This is a genomic window from Streptomyces sp. NPDC003284 (genome assembly GCF_053589675.1).
Genome location: NZ_JBSFSI010000016.1, coordinates 65,879 through 88,764, shown reverse-complemented (window position 1 = coordinate 88,764; position 22,886 = coordinate 65,879). Strand labels below are relative to the sequence as shown.

Genomic DNA, 22,886 nt, shown 5'->3' with positions numbered 1-22,886 from the left:
CGGCGGCTCCCGCATCAGTGGTCGGGCCGCGCCCGGGAAGAGTTCCCGGGAGAAGGCGATCCTGCCGATCGCTCGGATTCGTGCGTTCGTGAGTTCGTGAGTTCGCGTGCGTGCGTTCGTGGGATCGCGCGTTCGTGCGTTCGCGGGAGCGATTCCGTCAATCGAGCGGTCCGGGGCGTACGACCCGCGCGCGCACCCGCACCGTGCCGCTGTGCGCGAAGCGCAGCTCGAACCAGACGCGGTCGCCCACCCGCCACTTCGGGTTCGCGGGCACGGTCACGTCGCTCGACAGCGGTGACATGTCCAGCGTGCCGCGGGCGGGCACGGACAGCCGGTCGGCCGGGTCCCGGTAGGCCGCGCCGTCCGGTGTCATCCGGTGGCGGCTGAGCGCGATGCCGTCGGGCACCGACGGCGCCGTCACCTCGACGAGCTCGTCCGCCGCGCCACCCTGGTTCGTGATGCGGAAGAACGCGGCCGTGTCCGGGGTGCCGCCGGTCGGCCGGAAGACGCGGGCCCGGGTCACGCCGAGGTCGGGAGGCGAACCGGCGCAGCCGAGCGTGGTCCAGAGGGTCAGCGCGCCGAGCGCGACCAGGCACGCGGCCACGGGAGCGGCGGCGGCGAGGGCGGACGCCCTCAGGCGCCGCACCGTCGTGGCAGCCGACGCGGTCCCGGGTGCGGATACGCTCACCGGTCGCTCCTCGCCCGCTGCCGGGACGTGTGCGTTCTGCGGGCGGCGGCGGGCACGGGCTGCCAGGTGCGCAGCCGCAGGCTGTTGGCGACCACCAGCACCGAGCTGACCGACATCGCCGCGGCGGCGAGCATCGGATCGAGCAGGCCGACCATGGCAAGCGGCACGGTGACGGCGTTGTAGCCGAACGCCCACACCAGATTGGCGCGGATCGTGGCGAGTGTCGTACGGGACAGGCGGACCGCGTCGGCCAGCGCCTCGATGTCGGCGCGCACCAGCGTCACGTCCGCGGCGCCGATCGCCACGTCCGTGCCCGCGCCCATCGCGATCCCCAGGTCGGCGGAGGCGAGCGCCGCCGCGTCGTTCACGCCGTCGCCCACGACGGCCACCCGGTGCCCCTCGGCCCGCAGGGCGGTGACCAGCGCCGCCTTGTCCTCGGGCGAACAGGCGGCGTGGACGGTGCCGATGGCCAGTTCCGCGGCGACCGCTCGGGCCGGGGCCTCGCGGTCGCCGGTGGCGAGGACCGGACGCACACCCAGTCGGCGCAGCCGGTCCACGGCCCGGTAGCTGCCCGCGCGGACCACGTCCCCCACCGCGATCAGTGCCACGGGCGCGCCGTCGACACACACCTGTACGGCGGTGTGCGCGGCCTTCTCGGCGCAGCGCAGGGCGTCCACGAGCGCGTCGGGGAGATCACCGGTGACGGTGCGCACCTCCACGAGACGTTCCTCCACCCGGCCGCGGACCCCGAAGCCGGGTACCGCCTCGAAGTCCCGTACGGCGGGCAGGGTCCCGGCGGCCGGCCCACCCACCGCGTGCGCGGTGATCGCGCGGCCCACCGGGTGCTCGGACGCGTCCTCGACCGCCGCGGCCAGCCTCAGCACCTCCTCCCGCGCGGGTCCGTCCGGTATCACGGTGACGGCGGCGACACTCATGTGTCCCGAGGTCAGCGTGCCGGTCTTGTCCAGCACCACGGTGTCGATGTGCCGCAGCCCCTCCAGCGCTCGTGGCCCGGTCACCAGCACGCCCAGTTGCGCTCCCCGGCCGGTCGCGGCCAGCAGAGCGGTGGGCGTGGCGAGCCCCAGCGCGCACGGACACGCCACCACCAGCACCGCCACGCACGCGGTGACCGCCGCCTGCGCCCCCGCTCCCGCACCCAGCCAGAAGCCCAGCGTCGTCACCGCGAGCGCGAGGACCACCGGCACGAACACTCCGGCGACGGAGTCCGCGAGGCGCTGGGCACGGGCCTTCCCGGCCTGCGCGTCGGCCACCGAGCGGGCGATGCGCGCCAGTCGGGTGTCCGCCCCGACCGAGGTGGCCCTGACGAGGAGCCGCCCGCCCGCGTTGACGGCGCCACCGATCACGCGTTCTCCCGGCCCCACCTCCACCGGCCCGCTCTCGCCGGTCACCAGAGCCTGGTCGACCGCCGAACTCCCCTCCACCACCACCCCGTCGGTCGCGACGCGCTCTCCCGGGCGTACCAGGAAGGTGTCGCCCACCCTCAGTTCCCCGATCGGGACGAGCCGCTCGCCGCGGCCTTCGCGGACCGCGACGTCCTTGGCGCCGAGGCGGGCCAGCGACCGCAGCGCGGCCCCTGTGCCCCGTCGCGCACGCGCCTCCAGGAACCGCCCCGTCAGCACGAACAGCGGCACCCCGACCGCCGCCTCCAGATACAGGTGCGCGACCCCGTCGGAGCCGGACGGCACCAGGGTGAACGGCATCCGCATCCCGGCCCGGCCCGCGCCGCCGAGGAACAGCGCGTACGCCGACCAGGTGAACGAGGCGGCCACCCCGAGCGAGACCAGGGAGTCCATCGTCGCCGCGCCGTACCGGGCCCCGCGCACCGCCCGCGCGTGGAAGGGCCACGCACCCCACAGGGCGACCGGCGCGGCCAGCACGAAGCACAGCCACTGCCAGTCGCGGAACTGCAGCGGCGGCACCATCGACAGGACGAGCACCGGGAGCGACAGCAGGGCCACGACCACGAGCCGCTGCCGTTCGGCACGCTCCGCGTCGGACCGCTCGTCGCCGTCCCGTCCTTCCCCGGTCCCCGGATCGGGGAGCCGCGCCGTGTATCCGGCCTGTCGAACGGCCGCCACCAGTCGCAGCGGGCTGATGTCCGCCGGGTGGCTGACCCGGGCGCTGCCCGTCGCGAGGTTGACGCTCGCCACGACCCCGTAGAGCCCGGCCAGCTTCTTCTCCACCCGCCGTACGCACGCGGCGCACGTCATCCCGCCGACCGCGATGTCGGTGACCGTCAGGGACGGCACGGTTCCGGCGCCCATCAGCCGCCGCTCCCGTGCTCCATGGTCATGCCGCCCATGTCACCGGAGCCGTCCCGGCCGTCTGATCCGCCGCTCCCGGTCCCGTGCATGCCCGGCGCGACCGGGCCCACGCTGTGCCCGACGGCGTACGCGGCACCGGACATCAGTGCCAGCAGAAGAACGAAGCCGCACAGGGCGGCCGGCGGTGCCCCGCGCCGTCCCCGGGCATCGGCGGAAGGGGGGAAGCCGCTGTCGGCTCGGGGGACTTGGCTCACGGTGGCTCCTGATCGCACGGCCCGGGGAAGCGCGGTGTTCCGCGGTGTCCTGTCAGTAGTCGGACACACGAGCGGTCCCGCTCCCGGCACCCCACGTGAGGTGCGTCACCAGGTTCCGTGCCGGTCTCGGGGTGCCGCCCGCCCGGTCGGGCGGCGGCTGCCCCGCCCCGGCTCAGCCGAACGCGCGCCGGTAGGTCTGCGGGCTGACACCGGTGGTGCGCTTGAAGCGGTCGCGGAAGGTGGTGGACGACCCGAAGCCGACCTGGCCGCCGATGCGTTCGACGGAGTGCTCCGTGGTTTCGAGGAGGTGCTGTGCCTGGCGGACGCGGGCTCGGTGCAGCCATTGCAGCGGGGTGGTGCCGGTCTGGTCGCGGAAGCGCCGGATCAGGGTGCGGGTGCTGGTCCCGGCCCGTTCGGCGATGTCGGCCAGGGTGAGATCGCGGGCGAGGTTCTCCCGCAGCCAGGCGAGCAGCGCGTCCCACTCGGAGCCCCGCGGCACGGGAACGTGGTCATGGGCGATGAACTGCGCCTGCCCGCCCTCCCGTTCGAGAGGCATCACCGACAGCCGGGCGGCGTCGGCGGCGACGGCGGAGCCGTAGTCGCGGCGGATCATGTGCAGACACAGGTCCAGGCCGGCGGCGGCGCCGGCCGACGTGAGGAACTGGCCGTTGTCCACGTAGAGGACGTCCGGGTCGACCTCGATGTCCGGGTGGAGTTCGGCCAGTCGCCCGGCCGCCCGCCAGTGGGTCGTGACGCGCAGCCCGTCGAGGAGCCCGGTGGCGGCCAGGGGGAAGGCGCCCACGCAGAGGGAGGCGATCCGCGTGCCCTGGGCAGCCGCCGACCGCAGCGCGTCGTGCACGGCGGGAGAGAGCGGGGCGGTGACGTCGGCGACGCCCGGCACGACGATGGTGTCCGCGTCCTGGAGGACCGCCAGGTCCCAGGGGGCGCGCAGGGTGAAGGCCCCGGCGTCGGTCTCGTCGCGCTCGGCGCACACCCGGACCCGGTAGCCGGGCCGCCCGTCGGGCAGACGCGTCCGGGAGAAGACCTCGATCGGGGTGGACAGGTCGAACGGGATCACCTGATCCAGCGCGAGAACCGCGACGGTGTGCATGACCGGAACCTATCTCCTCACGGAACGGTGATCCCGGGCCGGTGCCCGGATGGGTCCAGGTCACCGCACTCCGAAAGCCCTGGGAAGCCCCTGGCGTTTTCTCGTCGAAGCCTGTCACTTGTGCCACTGGGCGAGCGGACCGGCGGAGGGTTGACTGCTGTGGCAGCACAGCCGGAACACCTCCGAAGGAACACCTCCATGCACATCCGGACCGTCCTGTTCGCCTCGGGGCCGGGCCTCGGGCTCCGCCCCTGCCTGCAACGATCCGTCAGAAAGAACATCGGCATGTCCGTCCAGAGCACTTGGCACCTCTCCCTCCCCACCCCGATCCGCCAGTGGGAGGCTGCGGTCGAACTCCCCCATCCACAGCGGCGTCCTGACCGGAACCGGTCCGCGCTGGAGCAGCGGGCGTGAACAAACTCCTCCTGTCCCTGCATGTGCTCGCCGCCCTCGTCACCGTCGGGCCGGTCACCGTCGCCGCGAGCATGTTTCCCGCGGCGCTGCGCCGCGCTCCCGGCGATCAGGACGCCCTCACGACCCTGCGGACACTGCACCGCGTCTGCCGGGTCTACGCGGGCATCGGCGTCGCGGTCCCCCTCTTCGGCCTCGCCACGGCCGGCGGTCTCGGTGTCCTCGGCGACGCCTGGCTGATCGTCTCGATCCTGTTGACCGCGGCGGCCGCCGGTGTCCTGGGCCTGCTGATCCTGCCCGCCCAGGAGCGGGCGCTGGCCGGGACGGAGGGGGACGTCCCACCGGATCGACCCCTCTGGGAGCCCGGTCGGTTCGCCATGGTCACCGGCGTCTTCAACCTGCTCTGGGCCGCCGTCACGGTGCTGATGATCATCCGGCCCGGTTCCACCACGGGAGTGTGACCGTACGTCTCCGTGCGCCGCGCCGGCTGCGCCTGCCTGTCCGTGGTGATCACGACCTGGCGCCCGGCGCGGACGGCGTCCGGCGGCCGGGCGGCCGGGCGGCGGACTCACGCCGCCGTCCGCGGACTGAATCCGGCGGCAGCGGACATCCGTAGAAGCAGACCGTCCCTGGGAGGAAGCATGGCAGTGGTGAAGGCGGGTGTCGTGGTCCTCGACTGCGCCGAACCCGAGAAACTCTCCGCGTTCTACGAGCAGTTGTTGGAGGGGGAACAGACGGAGGCCTCCGCCAACCTGGTGGAGGTGCGCGGCGCCGACGGCTTGCGGCTGGCCTTCCGCCGTGACCTGAACGCCACCTCGCCCAGCTGGCCGCGCCCGGAGAACTCCCTCCAGGCCCATCTGGTGTTCTACGTCGAGGACATGGACGAGGCCGAGCGGCGGGTGGTGGGCCTCGGCGGCCGGCCGGTCGAGACCAAGGATCCGGCGGGCCCGTACGAGGAGCGCGGGTACGCCGATCCGGCCGGTCACTCCTTCACAATGCGGCTGATGCCCATCACGGCCCCCAAGCAGGGCTGAGCGCGGCGTGGCGTTGCCCGGGCAGCGGGGGGCCGCCCGTGCTGGTGCACGGCACGCCGCGCACCTCCTTCCTCATGTCCGCGCGTACCCCGTGTACGCCCACCACCTGACGCGCCGGGTACGGCGGGTGGACGTCCTCACCGGCCGCCGCTTCCCGGGCTCTTGGCGGGGTGGGCCGGGGCCGGGCGCAGCAGCACCGGGCGCAGTCTGCTGTACCCGCGCACCGACACCGGGCGGAGCACCTTGAGTTCGTACGCCTCCTCCCCCGCGAGTTCCCCGGCGAACGCCGTGTCGGCGAGGACGGTGCCGGGGCGTGCCACCGCGGTGAGCCGGGCCGCGATGTTCACCACGGCCCCGTAGACGTCGCCGAAGCGGGTGAGGACGGCGCCGTGGGCCAGCCCGGTCCGCACGTCCGGCAGTATCCGCTCCGCCTCGGCGCGGGCGGTGAGTTCCAGGGCGATGTCGGCGGCCGCGGACGCCGATTCGCTCGTGAAGAGCACTTCGTCGCCGATGGTCTTCACCACCCGGCCCCGGCCGTCGGCGACCACGTCGCCGGTCAGGCTCTCGAACCGGTCGAGGACCTTGAGGAGTTCGCCGCTCTCCAGTCCACGGGTCATGCGCGTGTAGCCGACCATGTCGGTGAACCCCACCGCCAGGTCGCGGACGTCGGCACCCTCGCCGGGCGGCACCGCCTCGCCCCAGGGCGGGCCGTCCGGCTCGTCCTTCCCCCGTGCCGGTCCTCGTGCCGGACCGGTCTCCTCCGCCTCGGCGAGCATCCGTTCGGCGTAGGCCGCGAGATGGCGGCGCCACACATGCCGCTGCACCAGTTCCATCTCCGGCAGCAGTGCCGCCGCGCGGGCCATCAACTCCCCTCCGTCCAGGGGCGCGTCCGCTGCGCGGTTCATCCAGGACCAGAGGGTGTACACCTGCCACTCGGCGAGGCGGGACAGATGGTGTCCGAGGGCGCGTGCCATCATCGCCTCGCTCTGCGCGGTGATGAGTCCGGCGCCGATCATCCGCTCCCCCGCGCGCAGCGCCTCGATGTCGGCGTCGGTGAACACGCGCGCGTCGTCGTCGACCACGGGGAACCCGAGCGCGCGCCAGATCTCCACGGTGCGCTCGGCCCCTGTCCCGACCCGCTCGGCGACCTCCCGCCTCGTCCAGGTGCGGCCGCCGCCGAGCAGCAACGCCTCGACGCTGCGTTGCAGTTCGTCGATGCCGGAGGGAGTGCCGGGTTCCTCCGTCTGCTCTGCCGCACTCATGTGGTGTGGACGATCAGCACGTCGACCCCGGCTTTTCTGGCGACGTCCGCGGGGACCGATCCCAGGATGCGGCCGGCGAGCGAGCGCAGTCCCCGGTTCCCGACGACCAGGAGATCGGCCGAACACTCTTGGGCGACCCGCACGAGCGCGGCGACCGGTTCGTCCCGCACCGCGACCGTCCGCACATGGGGCGCCTTCTGCGCGCGGGCCCGGTCCCTGGCGATGCGCAGGGTGTCCTCGGCGGGCGCGGAGCCCACCACTTGATATGCCTCGGCTCCCAACTGGTCCTTGGCCAGGTCGAGTTCGGGGCCGCGCAGGGGCGTGTACGCGCAGGCGACGACGAGTTCGGCCCCGCAGGCGGCGGCGAGCCGGGCCGCCCTCTCGACCGCGGCGAACGACGACTCCGAGCCGTCGGTGCCGACCAGGACAGTGCGATAGGCGGCCAAGGCAATCCCCTTACTCCTAAGTAAACTTACTGCGGAGTAAAATAGGATGCGGCCGACTCGTCGGGCAAGGGGTGCGACACGGGGGACGGACGTGCTGTTGCCAACAGCACACCGGTGGGCACCCCTTCGGGGTCACCTGGGTCCTGGACGTCGCCGCCGCCCACCGGGCGCAGTAGCGCCGCCACCGGCGAAGTGCTCGCCGGTGGTGCGGAGCGTTCTGCCGGTCGATGTCACCACGGCCCGCCGAAGAAGGCTGTCAGGGCCCCGGTCGAGTCCAGCGCGTTCTTGGCGTTGGCGAAGACGAGGACGGCGAACGTGAAGGCCAGCACGACGCTGGAGCCGCCGAGCCAGGCCGCCATGCGCCGCACACGCCGGTCGACCGGGGCGGACCGCCGGAGGGTGCGCCAGGCGGGCACACTCGCGGCGAGGAACGCGAGCGCCACGGCCGCGGCGAGAGCGGCCAGGACGGCGTGGTAGACGGCGAACTGGGAGACCATGGCGTCCAGGGGCTGCGACGTACGGCCGTACGCTCCCGGGTCGTCGTGCAGTCGCTGCTGGACCTGGGCGAGGGTGGCGGCGAGTTCACCACGGGGGGATCCGCTGGTCAGCATCGGGAGCAGCGAGGCGAACGGGGCCGCCGCTCCCTGGACGTTGGCCATCGCGGCCACCAGGGCGACCAGCGCGAGCAGCCCGGTCCCGGTGGCGGAGGCGGCGCGGACGCGGCCGCCGCTGCGGCGGAAGGCGTTCCACAGGACGGCGCTCAGCAGGCCGAGGCTGAGGAGCAGCAGGACGGAGACGGCGGCCTTGACCAAGTGGTAGTGGAACCAGTAGGTGACCGCGCCGTCCAGATCGCCGGTGAACCGGCTGTCGCCCGATCTCCAGTACGTGACGAATCCGCCGCGGAAGACGCGGGCGACGTTCTCGGTGTTGACGGAGGTCCGCGCCAGCGCGTTGGGGGCGAGGAGGAACGCCACCACGAGGAAACCGGACAGCACACTCAGCCCGGTGATGCCGCGCCGGGAGAGCGCGGGGAGAAGACGTGGGGAGGGGGAGGCAATCGACATCGAGGGGCTTTCCTGTCCGCATGGGGCCGGCCCGCCGGGCCGGAGACGTTCCGCGCGCTTCGCCGCGAGTGACGTCACGGTATCGGCCGAGGCGGGCCGCGGACCCTGGTGCGGACCACCGTCCGGGGGTGGGGACAGCCCTACCAGAAGCGCCTGCGGCGGGCGGCGACCGGGGAAGCGGGGGAAGCGTCGGTGTCAGCGGACGGAGCCCTCGGACGTGGGCGAGCAACGCCCTTGCGGTGCGCCGATCGTCACCGCCCCGCGGAAGCCGTCCGGCGCGAGCTCCGACATCGCGTCGAGGGACGCGTCGGGGACGGGCAGCAGATGTGCGTCGAGCCAGGTGTCGCCCGTGGCCGCGTTGGTCCAGGGGTCCTCGATCACGACGGCGCCGGGGACGGTCCCGTGGCACAGCACCCAGTGGGGGACGTCGAAGCCCAGCATCGCGGCCAGCGAGACCAGGAGCAGCACCTGTTCCCCTCGGCCGAGCACGTTCCGGATCTCCGCCATGGGGAGGTGGCGCGGGTCGACCGGGACGCCGGTCCGCTCGGCGTCCGTCCGTGAGGCGTGCTGGAGCAGGGCGCGCCATTCCCGTTCGTGCTCCGGGTGATGGTCGAGCAGGACGGGCCGGTCCGTGTCGAGGTGGATCGTGACGGGGGACGTCGGCCACGCCCGGCGCACCGCGACCCCCAGTCCGACGGGTTCGCACGCGGGGAAGTTGGTCGCGCCGCGCCACAGTGTCAGTTCCCGCTCGCGGTCCAGGGCCTCCCGCGGCAGCGCGCCCGCATGCGCCTGTGCGACCAGGGCGGTGACCGCGCCGCAGGTGAAGTGCGTGGTCTGGCCGTAGTACGGGGGCTCGGCCACCGGGTCACCGGCCAGCCAGCGGACGTAGCCGGTCTCGGGACCCACCGCGTTCGCGGCCTGCGCGAGCGGGGGGCGCAGCGGGGTGAAGCCCGCTGCGGCGGCGGTCTCGGGACTCGCCGTCCAGCCTTCCCACTTGACCTGCGCGAGTCCCTGGCGGCGTGCGTGGGCGAGGACCGCGGCGACGGCGGCCGGGACGTCGCCGACCGCGTCGACGATCTTCAGATAGGACGCGTGCGGGCGCGCCGTCACCAGCGCGGCGGCGCTCCACGCCTCGCCGTCGCCGTCCGGGACGGCCACGAGGTGCGGGGCCTGGGAGGCGCGGTCGGTCGTGCGCCAGCGCTCCAGTACGTCAGGGGGGCCGAGCCGCCGCAGCGGGGGCGGCGGCGCGTCGGGCACGAACGGGAGGACGATGCGCTGGTCCACGGTGCTCTTCTTCACGGGTGGTTCCTGCTGTGCTGTTTCCTGTTGTGGTGTGTCTCGTTGTGGTGTGTCTCGTCGCGACGGGATTCGCCGCGACGGGTCTCGCTGCGGCGTGTCTGCGTCGGTGTCCCGCCTCATGCGCGCGACCGCCGGAGCACCCAGACGAAGTACGGCGCGCCGACCAGGGCGACCATGAGGCCGGCCGGTAGCTGGGACGGGGCGATGAGGGTGCGGCCGAGGGCGTCGGCCACGCAGACCAGCAGCGCGCCGAGCAGCATCGAGACCGGGATCGCGCGGACGTGCCGGGCACCCACCAGCGACCGGGCCAGGTGCGGGGCGACGAGCCCCACGAATCCGACCACACCGACGGCGACCACGCTGAGCGCGGCGAGCACCGCGGCGATCGCGAGGACGGTGAAGCGGGCGCGTTCCGGGCGGACGCCGACGATCCGCGGGGTGTCCTCGTCGACGGCGAGCAGGTCGAGCCGGTCGCGCAGGGCGAGGAGCACCGGGAGGGCGAGGGCCAGGGCCACCGCGACCGGTACGACGTCGGACAGCGTGCGGCCGTAGGTGGTACCGGAGAGCCAGGTGAAGATCCGGGGCGTGTTCCACGGATCGGCGCGCAGCAGGAGGAACGTGGTGACGGAGCTGAGGCCGTACCCGCAGCCGATGCCGATCAGCACGAACCGGTCGGGCAGGAAGCCGCCGCGCCAGGACAGCAGGGCGATCAGCGCGAACGTGGCCAGCCCGGTCACGACGGCGGCCACGATGAGCAGCGGCCGCCCGCCGGGCAGGCCGGAGGTGACGACCGCCGCCGCGCCCAGTCCGGCTCCCGAGGTGATGCCGAGCACGCCCGGCTCCGCCAGCGGGTTGCGCACCGCGCTCTGCACGACACAGCCGGCCAGTCCGAGTGCCGCACCGGCGACGACCGCGGCCGTCACCCGCGGGACCCGGTCGTCCAGCGCCTGGCCGATCAGGTCCGGGGCCGCGCCCCGCACCCAGAGCGCGAGGTCGCCGGTCCGCAGCCAGAGGCTTCCCGCGAGGACCGCGACGAGGGCCGCGCCGATCAGCAGCGCCGTGGCGCCGCACACGACGAGGACGAAGGCGCGGCGCGACCGTACGGCGACCCGTGTGTGCGGGGTCTGCCGCAGCCCGCCCGTGTCGCGCAGGCGGAGCGCGAGGGCCACGATCACCACGGAGCCGAGCAGTGCCGTGGGCACCCCGGTGGGGATGGAGGCGGCGCCGTCCGCGCCCTGCACCGCGCGCAGCGAGGCGTCCGCGAGCAGGACGAGCAGCGCACCGAGCAGCCCGGCCGCCGGCACCAGGAAGAGGTGCCGCCGCAGGGCCCGGATCCGTCCGGCGAGCAGCCGGGCCAGCACGGGCGCGCCGAGGCCGACGAAGCCGATGGGACCCGCGAGGGTCACCGCGGTGGCGGTCAGCACCACCGCGCAGAGCACGGCGGCGACACGGGTGGACCGGATCGGCACGCCCAGGGCGGAGGCGGCGTCGTCGCCGAGGCCCATCACGTCCAGTCTCCTGGACAGCGCGAGGGCGGCGCACAGCACCACGGCCACCACGGGGAAGGCCCGTACCGAGGCGTCGATGTTCAGCTGCGCGAGCGAGCCGCTCCCCCAGGCGAAGAGGCCGGTGGTGTTCTGGCTGAACAGGATGAGCAGCATCGACGTCCCCGCGTCCAGCGCCATCGCCGTCGCCGAACCGGCGAGGATCAGCCGGGTGCCCGTGGTGCCTGCGGCCCGGCCCGCGAGGAGCAGGACGAGCGCCGCCGCGGCCAGCCCGCCCGCGAAGGCCACGGCGCCCGACGCCCACAGCGGGACGGTGAGACCGGCGGCCGCGACGAGCGACAGCGTGAAGTAGGCCCCGGCCGTGACCGCGAGCGTGTCCGGGGAGGCGAGCGAGTTGCGGGTGACGGACTGGAGCAGCGCGCCCGCGCAGCCGAGGGCGAGGCCCACCGCCACGCCCGCGAACAGCCGCGGCAGGCGCGAGCCGGTGATGATCTCCGCGACCGGCGCCCCGGCGCCGTCGCGTTCCCCGGCGAGGTAGCGCACCAGGTCTCCGACGCCGACGCCGGATGTGCCCTGGGTCAGATGCCACAGGCCCACCAGTACGGTGGCGGCCAGCAGCACCGCGAGGACGGCCGCCCCGGCGGGGCCGCCGCCGCGCTCGGCGCGCGGCGGCGTGCCCGTGCGGGTCACCGTTTCCTGAAGGGCGTTCACTTCTTGTCGAGGACGTCGACGTACGCGTCGATGGCCTGCTCGCAGGAGCGCGGGCCGCCGGCGCCCCACACCCGCGCGGGGAAGGCGTGCGCGCGGCCTTCCTTGACGGCGGGGATGGTCTTCCAGATCGGGTTCTTCTGCAACGCCGCCACGTAGCCGCCGGCGCCTTCGTCGTTGGCGTAGAAGAAGTTGGCGTCGCCCACGGCGGTGAGTCCCTCGACGTCGGTCTGCGCGAGGCCGTAGGAGGGATCGACGCCTCCGTCCCCGTGTGCCTTGTTGACGGCCTCGGTCCAGGCCGGCTTCATGCCGAGCTGCTCGCCGATCTCGGTGAACAGCGCGCCCTTGCCGTAGGGACGGACGGTGAGGTTGCCGCCTTCGAGCCAGCCGTCGAAGAACAGGAAGTCCTTCGTCGGCAGATTCGCGTCGGTGACCTGCTGCTTCGCCTTGGCGAGGTGGTCGTCGAACTCCTTGAGCACCTGGTCGGCCCGCTCGGTGCGGCCCGTCGCCTCCCCGATCATGCTGAAGACGTTCCGCATGTTGCCGATCGGGTCCTTGGGGTCGGCGCCCTTGGTGGCCATCACGGGGACGCCCCGCTTCTCCAGCTTCTTGATCATCTCGTCGTCGGGCTTGAACGCCTCCACGACGATCAGGTCGGGCTTCGCCGCGTAGAGGGTGTCGAGGTCGGGTTCCTCGCGGGTGCCGATGTCGGTGACCCCGGCGGGGAGCTTCTCCGCGCTGACCCAGGTGCTGTACCCCTTCGCGTCGGAGACGGCGGTGGGGGTGACGCACAGGGTCAGCGCGTCCTCGACCTGCTGCCACTCCAGGACCGCGATCCGCCGGGCGGGCTTGTCGAGCTTCACCGTGCGGCCGACGCCGTCCTTGAAGGAGACCGGCTTCGTGGAGGTGGTCGTGGTGTCCTGGGCACAGCTCTTCGAGACGGGCGTCGCGCTCGCGGTGGCGCTGCCGGCTGCCTCGGGCTTGTCGACGGCGGTCGTGCCGCAGGCCGTTGCGGCGAGGGCGAAGAGCCCCGCGGTGGCTGACGCCGCCAGGCGGTGGGCACGGTTCATGGAGATTCCTCTTTCTTGCTTTCTTGCGTTGTCGCGATGGCGCGTGGGCGCGTCACGGCGGTGGATGCGCCGCTTCTGGTACGGGGGGGGCGGTCGCGCCGCTTCGGGTACGAGGGCGGTCGCGCCGCTTCAGGCGGGGTGGCGGCCGAGGGGGTCGATGCGCAGTCGGCCCGTGCGCGGGTCGAGGGCGACCTCGACGCGGATGTCGTAGACCTCGCCGATGTTCTCCGCGGTCAGGACGTCGACGGGGGCGCCCGCCGCGTGCACGCGGCCGGAGCGCATCAGGACCAGCGTGTCGGCGACGCGGGACGCGTGGTCGAGGTCGTGCAGCACGATCCCGACCGCGATGCCGTGGTCCTCGACGAGGTCGCGCACCAGGTCGAGCGTCTCGATCTGGTAGCGCAGGTCCAGGTGGTTGGTCGGTTCGTCCAGCAGGACGACGCCGGTGTCCTGGGCCAGACAGGCGGCGAGCCAGACGCGCTGCATCTCACCGCCGGAGAGCTCCCCGACCGGCCGCCCGGCCATGTCCCGTACGCCGGTGACGCCCATCGCGTGCTCGACGGCGCTCCGGTCCTCGGCGCTCGGTCCGGCGAAGCCGCGCCGGTACGGGTGGCGGCCGAACGCCACGACCTCCGCGACCGTCAGCCCTTGCGGCGCGGGACGCGACTGGGAGAACAGCGTGACCTCGCGGGCGAACTGACGGGCGCTGAGCAGGGCCGTGTCGCGCTCGGGCCGTCCGGGGGCGGCGCCGAGCGCCACGCGGCCGCCGTCCAGCCGGTGCAGTCGGCACAGCGCGCGCAGCAGGGTGGACTTGCCGCTGCCGTTCGGCCCCACCAGCGCCGTGGCACGGCCGGGTTCCAGGGCGAGGGAGACGCCGTGGACGACCGGGGTGCCGCCGTAGCGGAGCACGAGGTCGTGCCCGGTGAGGGCGGACACCGGCGTGGCGGGGCCGGTGTCGGCCGCGGGGCCGGCGGGCCGGGAGGGGCTTGTGAGCATCGGCGGGTCCGGACGGTCGGAGGGACAAGGGCTGTGGCACCCTCCGTCCGGCCGTCTCCGGCCGGGCAGCGGACTCTTCCCCGCACGGCGGTGCCGTGCGCGGCGAGCAACAACTAAGGGTTACCTAACTCCGAGCAGGTTATATTCCGCTCGCCATGTCGACAATCAGGAGATCTGGACACCCGATACGGAATTTCGGACACCGCGGCGGGCCGCGTCAGGCCGCGTCGGTACGGCCCTCGGCCGAGTCGCCCGCGCCGGTCAGGCCGGTCGGGTCAGCGGGATCCGTCGAGTCCTTCGGGTCCATCGGGTCCGCCGAATCGAAGAACGCCCCCGGTGTGGTGCCCATCACCCGCCGGAAAGCGGCGATGAAGGTGCTGGGCTGCGCATAGCCGAGCGTCTCGGAGACGGTCGTCACATCGAATCCCTCGGACAGGAGCGTCAGCGCCCGGTGGACGCGCAGCACCTGCCGCCACTGGGCGAACGACAGTCCGGTCGCCCGGCGGAACGCCCGGGTGACGGTGCGGTCGCTCAGACCCAGGCAGGCCGCCCAGTCCTCCAGCGACCGGCCGTCGGCGGGGTCGTCCAGCAGGGACTCGGCGATCGTGTCGATCCGCGGGTCGCCGGGCAACTGCAACGCGAACTGGTGCTGCGAGGGCCGGAGCACGTCGAAGACGACCGATTCCGCCCGCGCCCTGGCCGCCGTGTCGAGATCCGTGCGGGACAGATGGGTCAGCAGCGCCTCCAGCAGCGGCGTCATCGCGATCGCCCGCGGTTCCTCGGACGCGAACGGTGTGCGGTCGGGCGCGAAGAAGGCGTCGTGGAACCGGGCACCGGCCGTCGCCCGGCCCGCGTGCACCACTCCGGCGGGCAGCCACAGCCCGTGCCCCTCGCACACGGTGAAGACGCGGTCCGCCACCCGGGACGTCAATGTGCCCCCGCGCACCCAGACGAGTTCGTGCAGGACGTGCGAGTGCGGCGCCCACTCCGTGGGGACGGCGGGTACATGCAGCCCGGCCGTGATGACGAAGGCGTCCTGCGCCCGAGCGGGCATCGCGGCGGCCCGGCGCACCACGGTGCCCTTCTCGCGCCGCCACAGCCCGGGGTTCGCTGCACTGCGGGACGAGCGGACCATGCGCACGAGTCTATCCGGGGGCTCCGGAGCGGCCGGCGGACGGGGGCGCTCGGGCGGCGCCGGGCCTGCTTCCCCCGTGCCCACAGGGGCGGCCGACAGCCGGTTCCCGGCTCCTTCTGCAACAACCTGCCCGACCGCCCGCGAGAGCTTGGCATGCACCGGTCAGAGCTGCCACTCTTTGGCAGTCGCGGCTCCGGCCCCAGAGGGGCCGCGACGGGCTGTTGAGCACAGCAACGCGCAAGCCATGCCCACGGCCGCCCCGGCTCACCCCAGCCGGTCCGGCGGCATTCGAGCAGGCCGGGATCCCGGCCGCCGCAGAAGGAGAAGCGTGTGAGACCGACCCCCCACAAGGCCCTCGGCATCGGTGTGCTCACCGTCGCCGCCGTGGCCGCGCTCGTACTGCCCGGCACCTCCGCCGCCGCCCGGCCGGGCACTGCCGCGGCCCCCGCCGCCTGCACACCGGTCCAGGCCGTTGCCAACGGCGGTTTCGAGAGCGGCACTTCACCGTGGACCCCGTCCACGTCCGGCGTGATCACCAGCCGCTCCGGGCAGACCGCTCACGGCGGCAGCTCCTACGCGTGGCTGGACGGCACCGGCGGCTCCCGCACCGACACCCTCAGCCAGAGCGTCACGATCCCCTCCGGCTGCTCCACCGCCTCCCTGAGCTACTGGCTGCACGTCGACACCGCCGAGACCACCACCTCCACGGCGTACGACAGACTCACCGTGAAGCTGGGCGGCAGCACACTGGCCACCTACTCGAACCTGGACAAGAACACCGGCTACGTCCAGAAGACCGTCGACGTGTCCTCGTACGCCGGGCAGACCGTCAGCCTGTCCTTCACCGGCACCGAGGACGCCGGCCTCCGGACCAGCTTCGTCCTCGACGACGTCGCGCTGGACACCTCCGGCGGCGGCACGGTCCCGCCGGGTGACTCCACCCGCACACCGGCGGCCCCCGCGTACACCGTCAGCCTGAGCAGCAACAGCACCGGCACCGTCTGGAACGGCCACGAGAGCGTCTCCTTCACCAACGCCTCCGCCACCGCGCTCAGCGAGGTCTATCTGCGGCTGTGGGACAACCACCACGGCAGCTGCGACGCCATGCCGATCCAGGTCGGCAACGTCACCGGCGGCACCGCAGGCGCCCTCTCCGTGGCCTGCACCGCCCTGAAGATCGCTCTGCCGGCCCCGCTCGCCCAGGGCCAGAGCGCCACCGTCGGCTTCGACCTCGGCATCACCGTGCCCAGCGGCTCCGACCGGTTCGGCCACGACGGCGCGTTCAACTTCATCGGCAACGCGCTGCCCGTCCTCGCGGTCCGCGACAGCGCCGGCTGGCACCTGGACCCGTACACCGACAACGGCGAGTCCTTCTACTCGCCGGCCGCCGACTTCAAGGTGTCCCTCGACCACCCCAGCAGCCTGCTCGTCCCGGCCACCGGCACCTCCGCCGACACCCCGGGCTCCAGCGGCCGTACGGTCACCACGGCCACCGCCGCCAAGGTCCGTGACTTCGCCTGGGCTGCCGGGCCCTTCAGCAAGATCTCCGGCACCTCGCCCGGCGGCGTCGCGGTCAACGTGTACTCCGTCTCCGGCATCAGCTCCGCCAGTGCCCAGTCCATGCTGAGCACCGCCAAGAGCGCCGTCGACGCCCACGCGGCCCGCTTCGGCGCCTACCCCTACGGCGAGCTGGACGCCGTCATCGACAACACCTACTGGTTCGGCGGCATGGAATACCCCGGCTTCGTCCTCGACCTGGTCAGCACCACCGCCCTCACCCACGAGATCGGCCACCAGTGGTGGTACGGCATCGTCGGCGACGACGAGTACAACAGCCCCTGGCTGGACGAGGCGTTCACCGACTACGCCACCGACCTGGCCCAGGGCATCACCGGCACCAACTGCTGGAACAGCGTCTCCTGGGCCTCCGGCGCCGAGAAGATCACCAACTCGATGGCCTACTGGGACGCCCACTCCTCGCGCTACTCCACCGTCGTCTACGGCTACGGCAAGTGCGCTCTGCACGACCTGCGCCGGCTCATCGGCGACAGCACGATGACGAAGCTGCTGAAGGACTACGCCACCGCGCACTGGTACGGCGTGTCGACCACGGCCGAGTTCAAGGCGGCGGCCCAGGCCGCCACCGGCACGGACCTCACCTCCTTCTGGAGCCAGCACCGCATCGACGGCTGACCGGGCCGACACCGGCCGGACGGACGTGACCCGGGCGGCGACGGCGTCGTCGGGCGGCAGGCCCAGCGTGCTGCCGCCCGGCGACCGAGCGGACCGTGGGGTCCGGTCATCCGGCGAGCACCACAGCACGGACACCGTCGTGCGCCGCGGGGGCGGGCGCCTCGGAACCCGGCTCGGACTTCCGCGCGGAGAGGCCACGGGCGGCTGCGGCCGTCCCCTGCCTCCAGCGGCGGGTGCGGTCGGGCCGTGCGGGGCCGGGTGCGGCCCCGGGTTAGGCTCGGTCGCCGGTGGGCTTCGCCGCGGCGGCGGCCGATCCGGGGGCGGCCGTAATGCGCTTGCTCCGGCCACGGACTGAGGCTGCACTGTGCGCAGACACCGCGAGTCGTGGTGTCGGTAACCCGAGGAGGCAGCGGCAGCAATGGATATCCGTACCACGACCGACGAGGACTTCGACGCCTTCGTCGGCACCGTCCACGCGGCGTTCGGGCACTTCCCGGAGGCCCCGGTCGAGGGCGGCGGGCTGTGGTGGTCGGCGCTGGAGGCCGAGCGCTGTCTGCTCGCCCGGACGGCGGACGGGCGGCCTGTGGGCACCGCCGCCACGTACCCCTTCGAGCTGACCCTGCCCGGTGAGAGGCCCGTCCCGGTCTCCGGGGTGACCGCCGTGGGCGTCCTGCCCTCGCACCGGCGCCAGGGTGTGCTCAGCTCGATGATGCGTCATCAGCTCGAAGAGGTGCGGGCGCGTGGGGAGTTCCTCTCCGTGCTGCTGGCCTCCGAGGCCCTGATCTACCGCAGGTTCGGCTACGGACCGGCCACCCACACGTCGCGGCTGACGGTGCCGCGCCACCGGGCCGCCCTCGCCGCTCCCCGGGGAGGCGCGGTGACCGGCGCCCCGGGGGCCGGACCGGACGGCGGCTCGGTCGAGATCCTGCGCGGTGCCGAGTGCCGGAAGCTTCTGGAAGAGGTCTACGACCGGTACCGCCGGACCCAGCCCGGCGCGCTGTCCCGGCCGCACCGCTGGTGGGCCCGGCGCGCGGGGCAGCCCCCCGTCTCCCCGGCGCCGCGCTACGTCGCCGTCCACCGGGACACCGACGGCGTCCCGGACGGGTACGCCAGCTACTCGATCGAGTCCGGCACCCTGACGGTCGACGAGACCATCGCCACCGACGACGCCGTCTTCACGGCCCTGGCACGGTTCGTGCTCGGCCACGACCTGGTCTCCCAGGTCGTGTTCAAACACGTCCCGCCCGGTCACCCGTTGCGCTGGCAGCTCGCGGACCTGCGCGCCGGTGAGGTGAGCGGCGACACCGACTGGCTGTGGGTCCGTCTGCTGGACGTCCCCCGCGCGCTGACCGCACGCGGCTGGTCCCTGGACGGCGAGCTCGTCCTGGACGTCCAGGACCCGTTCCTCGGCGAGCACGACCGCCACCTGCTGACCGTCCGGGACGGCAAGGCCGACTGCGTCCCGACGGACCGGGATCCCGACCTGTCCCTGGACATCAGCGACCTGGGCTCCGTCTACCTCGGCGGCACCGCCCCGAGCACGCTCGTGCGCGCCGGACACATCCGGGCCCACCGTCCGGGCGCGGCCGCCCTCGCCGACGCGCTCTTCCGTGCCGAGCGCGCCCCGCACTGCCTGCACTGGTTCTGACCGCCCCCGCGGACCCCGCACACGTCCGCGCATCGGCCGCCCGTCCGCTCGGCTCACCGGCCTGACACCGACGAGGCCCGCTTCGGCACGATCCGGGGCGGGCCTCAGGTGTGCGTCCAGGGGATCCCGGCCGCCCCCGTGTGAGTTCGCCTTGCGGGGGTTTGCCGACAGGTGTGCGGTGGCGTGAACCCGCCCCTCGCGGGCCGGTGCGGCGGCACCCTGTCTCCTGGGCGCCTGCCCGGAACCCACATGTGTCACAAGGGCGTTGACAGGTGAGACTCGGGGCGAGGGAGGGCACAGTGACTCAGGAGCACATGCGGGATCCCTGGCGGCTGCTGCTGGTCGAGGACGACCGGGAGCTGGCCGGGCTGCTCAACGAGGTGCTGGGGGACGAGGGATACGCGGTGGACGTCGCGGCCGACGGGCAGCGGGGCCTGCACCTCGGTCTCACCCGCACGTACGACGTGCTCGTCATCGACCGGCGGCTGCCGGTGGTGGACGGCCTCGATCTGCTGCGGCGGCTGCGGTCGCGTCCGGTGCGTTCGCCGGTGCTGCTGCTGACCGGGATGGGCAGCGTCCACGACCGGGTGGACGGTCTGGACGCGGGCGCCGACGACTATCTGGTCAAGCCCTTCGATCTGGATGAACTCACCGCCAGATTACGGGCGTTGTGCAGAAGATCGCTGGAGGCGACCGATGTGCTGCGGATCGGGTCCGGCCGCCTGCACGTCGGGCGCCGCGAGGTGGTCCTGGCGGACGGGGAGCGGATCGCCCTGGCCGCGCGGGAGTTCACGCTGATGTGGGCGCTGGCCCGCCGCCCGGACACCGTGTACTCGCGGGCGGAGCTGCGCCGGATCGTCTTCGAGGAGGCGCACGCGCCGTCCATCGTCGACACATATGTGTACTACCTGCGCCGCAAGCTGGGCCGCAGGGCGGTGCGCACGGTCCGCGGACTCGGCTACCGGCTGGGGGCGTTGTGAGGGAGCCGGAGCACGGCGGCGACGGGGCGGTGCGCCGGGCGCGGCGGCGGATCGCCTGGACCACCGGGGCCATCATCACCCTGCTGGTCACCGTCGTGGGCGGGGTCGCGTACGCCGTGATGACACACGCGCAGGACGACCAGGTGCGCCGCGAGGTGCGCTTCGGCGCGGCGCACGGCGACCTGTCGCGGCCGCCCGGGTGCATGTGGCTGTACGGTCCGGGTGCGACGGTCCTGCCGAACGCTCCGGCCGGATTCCCTCTGCGCACCGATCTGGACCGGGTGCGGCGGGGCCGCGCGCCGGTGGAGCGCACGGTGCGCAGCGGGGACGCCGTGTATCTGGTGCGCACGCAGGTCCGGGACGACGGCGCCGTGGTGCAGGCCGTGTTCGACCTGCGGTTCCAGCTCGCCGACCGCAGCCATCTGTGGTTCGCGCTGGGGGTGGCCGAGGCGGTGGGTCTCGCCGCGGCGGGCGTCACCGGCGCGGTCCTCGGGCGCCGGGCGGTGGCGCCGCTGGCGGAGGCGCTGTCCCGGCAGCGGCGGTTCGTGGCGGACGCCAGTCATGAGCTGCGTACGCCGATCACCCGGGTGCACACGCGGGCGCAGGTGCTGGCGCGGCGGGCGGCGGCCGAGGGGCTGCCGCCCGCGCACCGGGAGGGTCTGGTCCGGCTGGTCGCCTCCGTCGGACGGCTCGGCGAGGTGCTGGACGATCTGCTGTCGTCGGCGACGCTCGCGGCCGGACCGGCGTGGCGGGCGACGCGGCGGCGGGTGGAGCTGACGGCCCTGGTCCGCTCGGCGGCCGCCGAGGAGGCGGAGCGCGTACGGGAGCGCGGGCTGACCGTCCGGGTGGACGGGCCGCCGTATCCGCTGTGGGTCGACGGGGTGGCGTCCGCGCTGCGCCGGGCGGTCGGGGAGCTGCTGGCCAACGCCATCGCCCACACCCCGCCGGGCGGCCGGATCGAGCTGGCGCTGTCCCGTTCGGGCTCGACGGTGGTGCTGGCGGTCTCGGACACCGGCGCCGGTTTCGACGCCGGTGAGGCCGAGGGGCTGTTCCGGCGCTTCCACCGGGGCGGCGGGGGCCGGTACGGGCTGGGGCTCGCCCTGCTGCGGGAGGTGGTCACGAGTCACGGCGGCACGGTCGTGGCGGCGGGCCGTCCGGGGCACGGCGCGCGGTTCACGCTGCGGCTGCCGCAGAGCGCGCCGTCGCCGCCGGTGGCCGCGGACCGCGGGGTCAGGGCATGGCGTGGGTGGCGAGCAGCCGTGCCGCTGTCCGTACGTCCTCGTCCAGTGGCCGGTCCGGGTCGACCGGGTCGATCGCGGCGCTGAGGGCGTCGAGGAGGGCGGCGCACCGGGGCGCGGTGGGCCGTCTGGCGCCGACGTGGACGGCCTGGCGCAGGCCGAGGGCGAGGGAGCCGCACAGCAGGCCGAGCAGTTCGGCCAGGTCGTGGGCGCGCAGGGCGCCTTGGGTGCCGAACGGGACGATGTCCTGGTTGTGGAGGTTCGTGGGCAGGCTCTGCATGGCGGCGGGGGTCGCGCAGCGGCGGATCTCCGCGACGAAGGCGGTGGTCGCCAGTTGTACGCCCTGGAGGCCGTGCTGGGCGCCGGGTTCGGTGGCGAGCATGGGCGGGAGGCCGCCGTTGCGGGCCGGGTCCACCAGCAGGTCGAGCTGGCGTTCGGCGAGGTTGCCGAGCTGCGCGGTGACGGAGGCGAGCAGGTCGGCGGCGAACGCGGCGGGCTGCCCGAAGAAGTTCCCGCCGTGCACGGCTCTGCCCTCCGCCGGGTCGGGGTGGACGGGGTCCCCCACGCCGGGGAAGAACAGCGGGTTGTCGCTGACCCCGGCCAGGTCGGCGGCGATCACCGCGTCGATGTGGCGCAGCGCGTCCTCGGCGGCGCCGAGCAGTTGCGGGGAGCAGCGGATGCTGTACGGCTCCTGGAGCGGGCGGGTGCCGGACGGTGTGGTCCCGGCCAGCCGGTGCCGCATGCGGGTGCCGGTGTCGACGGCGCCGGGATGGCCGTAGGCGCGCAGCAGGTCGGCGTCCAGGAAGCCGGGGTCGCAGCCGAGCAGGTCGGCCAGCAGGCAGGTCAGTGCGGTGAGCGCGCGGTGGGCCGTGCGGACGGTGTCGTGGGCCAGGGCCAGGGCGGCGGTGGTGACGGAGGTGCCGTTGACGAGGGCGAGGGCGTCGCGGCCGTCCAGGGCGAGGGGGCGCAGTCCGGTGGCGTCGAGCGCCTCGGCGGCGGGCATGCGGCGGCCGTCCGCGTAGGCGTGGCCCCGGCCGCGCAGCGCCTGGGCGGCGTAGGCGAGCGGGACGAGGTCGCCGCTGGCGCCGACGGAGCCGTAGCGCGGCACGGCGGGCGAGAAGGTGGTGGCGAACATCGCCGCGAGCCGTTCGACGACCTCGGCGGAGACCCCGGACAGGCCCTGGGCGAGGGAGCGGGTGCGCACCAGCAGGGCGGCGCGCACGATGCCGTGCGGCAGGTCGGGGCCCTGGCCGGCGCCGAGGTGGGCGAGGGTGTTGTCGCACTGGTCGGCCTCGTCGGCCCGGCCCGGGTAGCCGACGAGGGCGCCGAAGCCGGTGGTGGCGCCGTAGATCGGCCGCTCCCCGGTGCCGTCGGCGCCGTCGCGCAGGGCGCGGAAGAGGCGGCGCCCGCGGTCCAGCCGGGCACGGGCCGCTTCGTCCACGGTGACGGTCAGGGGCTCGGCCGCGCGGCGCAGGACGGCGGGTGCGAGGGGGCCGGTGAGGGTGACGGTGTCCGTGGTGGTCAGCACGTCCGGAACGGTAGGCGGGGAATCTCAGAGC

At 73.9% G+C, this 22,886-nt stretch carries 19 protein-coding genes; 6 read left to right on the top strand and 13 right to left on the bottom strand.

Annotation, left to right across the window (positions count from 1 at the left end):
* Positions 1–157: 157 nt before the first annotated feature.
* The 4 genes from ACWDYF_RS28275 to ACWDYF_RS28260 form a co-directional block, all read right to left on the bottom strand.
* Positions 158–688, bottom strand: coding sequence for a copper chaperone PCu(A)C (locus ACWDYF_RS28275; RefSeq protein ID WP_389469331.1), 531 nt, complete (start codon positions 686–688; stop codon positions 158–160).
* Complete coding sequence (locus tag ACWDYF_RS28270; RefSeq protein ID WP_389469328.1) at positions 685–2,973, bottom strand: heavy metal translocating P-type ATPase; 2,289 nt, start codon at positions 2,971–2,973, stop codon at positions 685–687. Before ACWDYF_RS28270 ends, ACWDYF_RS28275 begins: the two co-directional genes overlap by 4 nt.
* Positions 2,973–3,227: a hypothetical protein gene (locus tag ACWDYF_RS28265; protein WP_381744528.1), complete on the bottom strand. Its 255-nt coding sequence runs from the start codon at positions 3,225–3,227 to the stop codon at positions 2,973–2,975. Before ACWDYF_RS28265 ends, ACWDYF_RS28270 begins: the two co-directional genes overlap by 1 nt.
* A 172-nt stretch (positions 3,228–3,399) precedes the next feature.
* Positions 3,400–4,338 (bottom strand): GlxA family transcriptional regulator, encoded by a 939-nt coding sequence (locus tag ACWDYF_RS28260; protein ID WP_381744527.1) that lies wholly within the window; start codon positions 4,336–4,338, stop codon positions 3,400–3,402.
* 410 nt (positions 4,339–4,748) lie between these two features.
* Between ACWDYF_RS28260 and ACWDYF_RS28255 the strand changes: the two genes are divergently transcribed.
* Together ACWDYF_RS28255 and ACWDYF_RS28250 are read left to right on the top strand one after the other, a co-directional pair.
* Positions 4,749–5,210 carry a DUF2269 family protein gene (locus ACWDYF_RS28255; protein ID WP_389469324.1) on the top strand — a complete coding sequence of 154 codons (462 nt, stop codon included), beginning with the start codon at positions 4,749–4,751 and terminating at the stop codon, positions 5,208–5,210.
* A gap of 180 nt (positions 5,211–5,390) precedes the next feature.
* Positions 5,391–5,783, top strand: coding sequence for a VOC family protein (locus ACWDYF_RS28250; protein WP_381744525.1), 393 nt, complete (start codon positions 5,391–5,393; stop codon positions 5,781–5,783).
* Between the two features lie 137 nt (positions 5,784–5,920).
* On the opposite strand, the gene ACWDYF_RS28245 is transcribed toward ACWDYF_RS28250, so the two are convergent.
* The 8 genes from ACWDYF_RS28245 to ACWDYF_RS28210 form a co-directional block, all read right to left on the bottom strand.
* On the bottom strand, positions 5,921–7,045 hold the full coding sequence (locus ACWDYF_RS28245; protein WP_381744524.1) for an adenylate/guanylate cyclase domain-containing protein: 1,125 nt from the start codon (positions 7,043–7,045) through the stop codon (positions 5,921–5,923).
* Positions 7,042–7,491: a universal stress protein gene (locus ACWDYF_RS28240; protein ID WP_381744523.1), complete on the bottom strand. Its 450-nt coding sequence runs from the start codon at positions 7,489–7,491 to the stop codon at positions 7,042–7,044. The genes ACWDYF_RS28245 and ACWDYF_RS28240 overlap by 4 nt, the downstream gene beginning before the upstream one ends.
* A gap of 230 nt (positions 7,492–7,721) precedes the next feature.
* On the bottom strand, positions 7,722–8,555 hold the full coding sequence (locus tag ACWDYF_RS28235) for a tat (twin-arginine translocation) pathway signal sequence (RefSeq protein ID WP_389469320.1): 834 nt from the start codon (positions 8,553–8,555) through the stop codon (positions 7,722–7,724).
* 195 nt (positions 8,556–8,750) lie between these two features.
* Positions 8,751–9,854, bottom strand: coding sequence for a peptidase C39 family protein (locus tag ACWDYF_RS28230; protein WP_389469318.1), 1,104 nt, complete (start codon positions 9,852–9,854; stop codon positions 8,751–8,753).
* 116 nt (positions 9,855–9,970) lie between these two features.
* Positions 9,971–12,049: an iron ABC transporter permease gene (locus ACWDYF_RS28225; protein ID WP_389469315.1), complete on the bottom strand. Its 2,079-nt coding sequence runs from the start codon at positions 12,047–12,049 to the stop codon at positions 9,971–9,973.
* 17 nt (positions 12,050–12,066) lie between these two features.
* The gene (locus ACWDYF_RS28220; RefSeq protein WP_018567787.1) at positions 12,067–13,137 is read right to left on the bottom strand and encodes an iron-siderophore ABC transporter substrate-binding protein; all 1,071 of its coding nucleotides are present in this window, start codon (positions 13,135–13,137) and stop codon (positions 12,067–12,069) included.
* Positions 13,138–13,266: 129 nt separating this feature from the next.
* Positions 13,267–14,133, bottom strand: coding sequence for an ABC transporter ATP-binding protein (locus ACWDYF_RS28215; protein ID WP_389469313.1), 867 nt, complete (start codon positions 14,131–14,133; stop codon positions 13,267–13,269).
* A gap of 217 nt (positions 14,134–14,350) precedes the next feature.
* Complete coding sequence (locus ACWDYF_RS28210) at positions 14,351–15,268, bottom strand: helix-turn-helix domain-containing protein (RefSeq protein ID WP_389469310.1); 918 nt, start codon at positions 15,266–15,268, stop codon at positions 14,351–14,353.
* 330 nt (positions 15,269–15,598) lie between these two features.
* On the opposite strand from ACWDYF_RS28210, the gene ACWDYF_RS28205 reads away from it, so the two are divergent.
* The 4 genes from ACWDYF_RS28205 (at position 15,599) to ACWDYF_RS28190 (ending at position 21,414) form a co-directional block, all read left to right on the top strand.
* Positions 15,599–17,461, top strand: a complete 1,863-nt coding sequence (locus ACWDYF_RS28205) for a M1 family aminopeptidase (protein ID WP_389469307.1) — start codon at positions 15,599–15,601, stop codon at positions 17,459–17,461.
* Positions 17,462–17,879: 418 nt separating this feature from the next.
* Positions 17,880–19,109 (top strand): GNAT family N-acetyltransferase, encoded by a 1,230-nt coding sequence (locus tag ACWDYF_RS28200; protein ID WP_389469304.1) that lies wholly within the window; start codon positions 17,880–17,882, stop codon positions 19,107–19,109.
* Positions 19,110–19,423: 314 nt separating this feature from the next.
* Entirely contained in the window at positions 19,424–20,089 is a 666-nt protein-coding gene (locus ACWDYF_RS28195) for a response regulator transcription factor (protein WP_389469528.1), read from the top strand.
* Positions 20,086–21,414: a sensor histidine kinase gene (locus ACWDYF_RS28190; RefSeq protein WP_389469301.1), complete on the top strand. Its 1,329-nt coding sequence runs from the start codon at positions 20,086–20,088 to the stop codon at positions 21,412–21,414. The genes ACWDYF_RS28195 and ACWDYF_RS28190 overlap by 4 nt, the downstream gene beginning before the upstream one ends.
* Here the strand turns inward: ACWDYF_RS28190 and ACWDYF_RS28185 are convergent.
* Positions 21,320–22,855, bottom strand: a complete 1,536-nt coding sequence (locus ACWDYF_RS28185) for an aromatic amino acid ammonia-lyase (protein ID WP_389469299.1) — start codon at positions 22,853–22,855, stop codon at positions 21,320–21,322. The two genes, ACWDYF_RS28190 and ACWDYF_RS28185, sit on opposite strands and share 95 nt — an antisense overlap.
* Between the last annotated feature and the right edge of the window lie 31 nt (positions 22,856–22,886).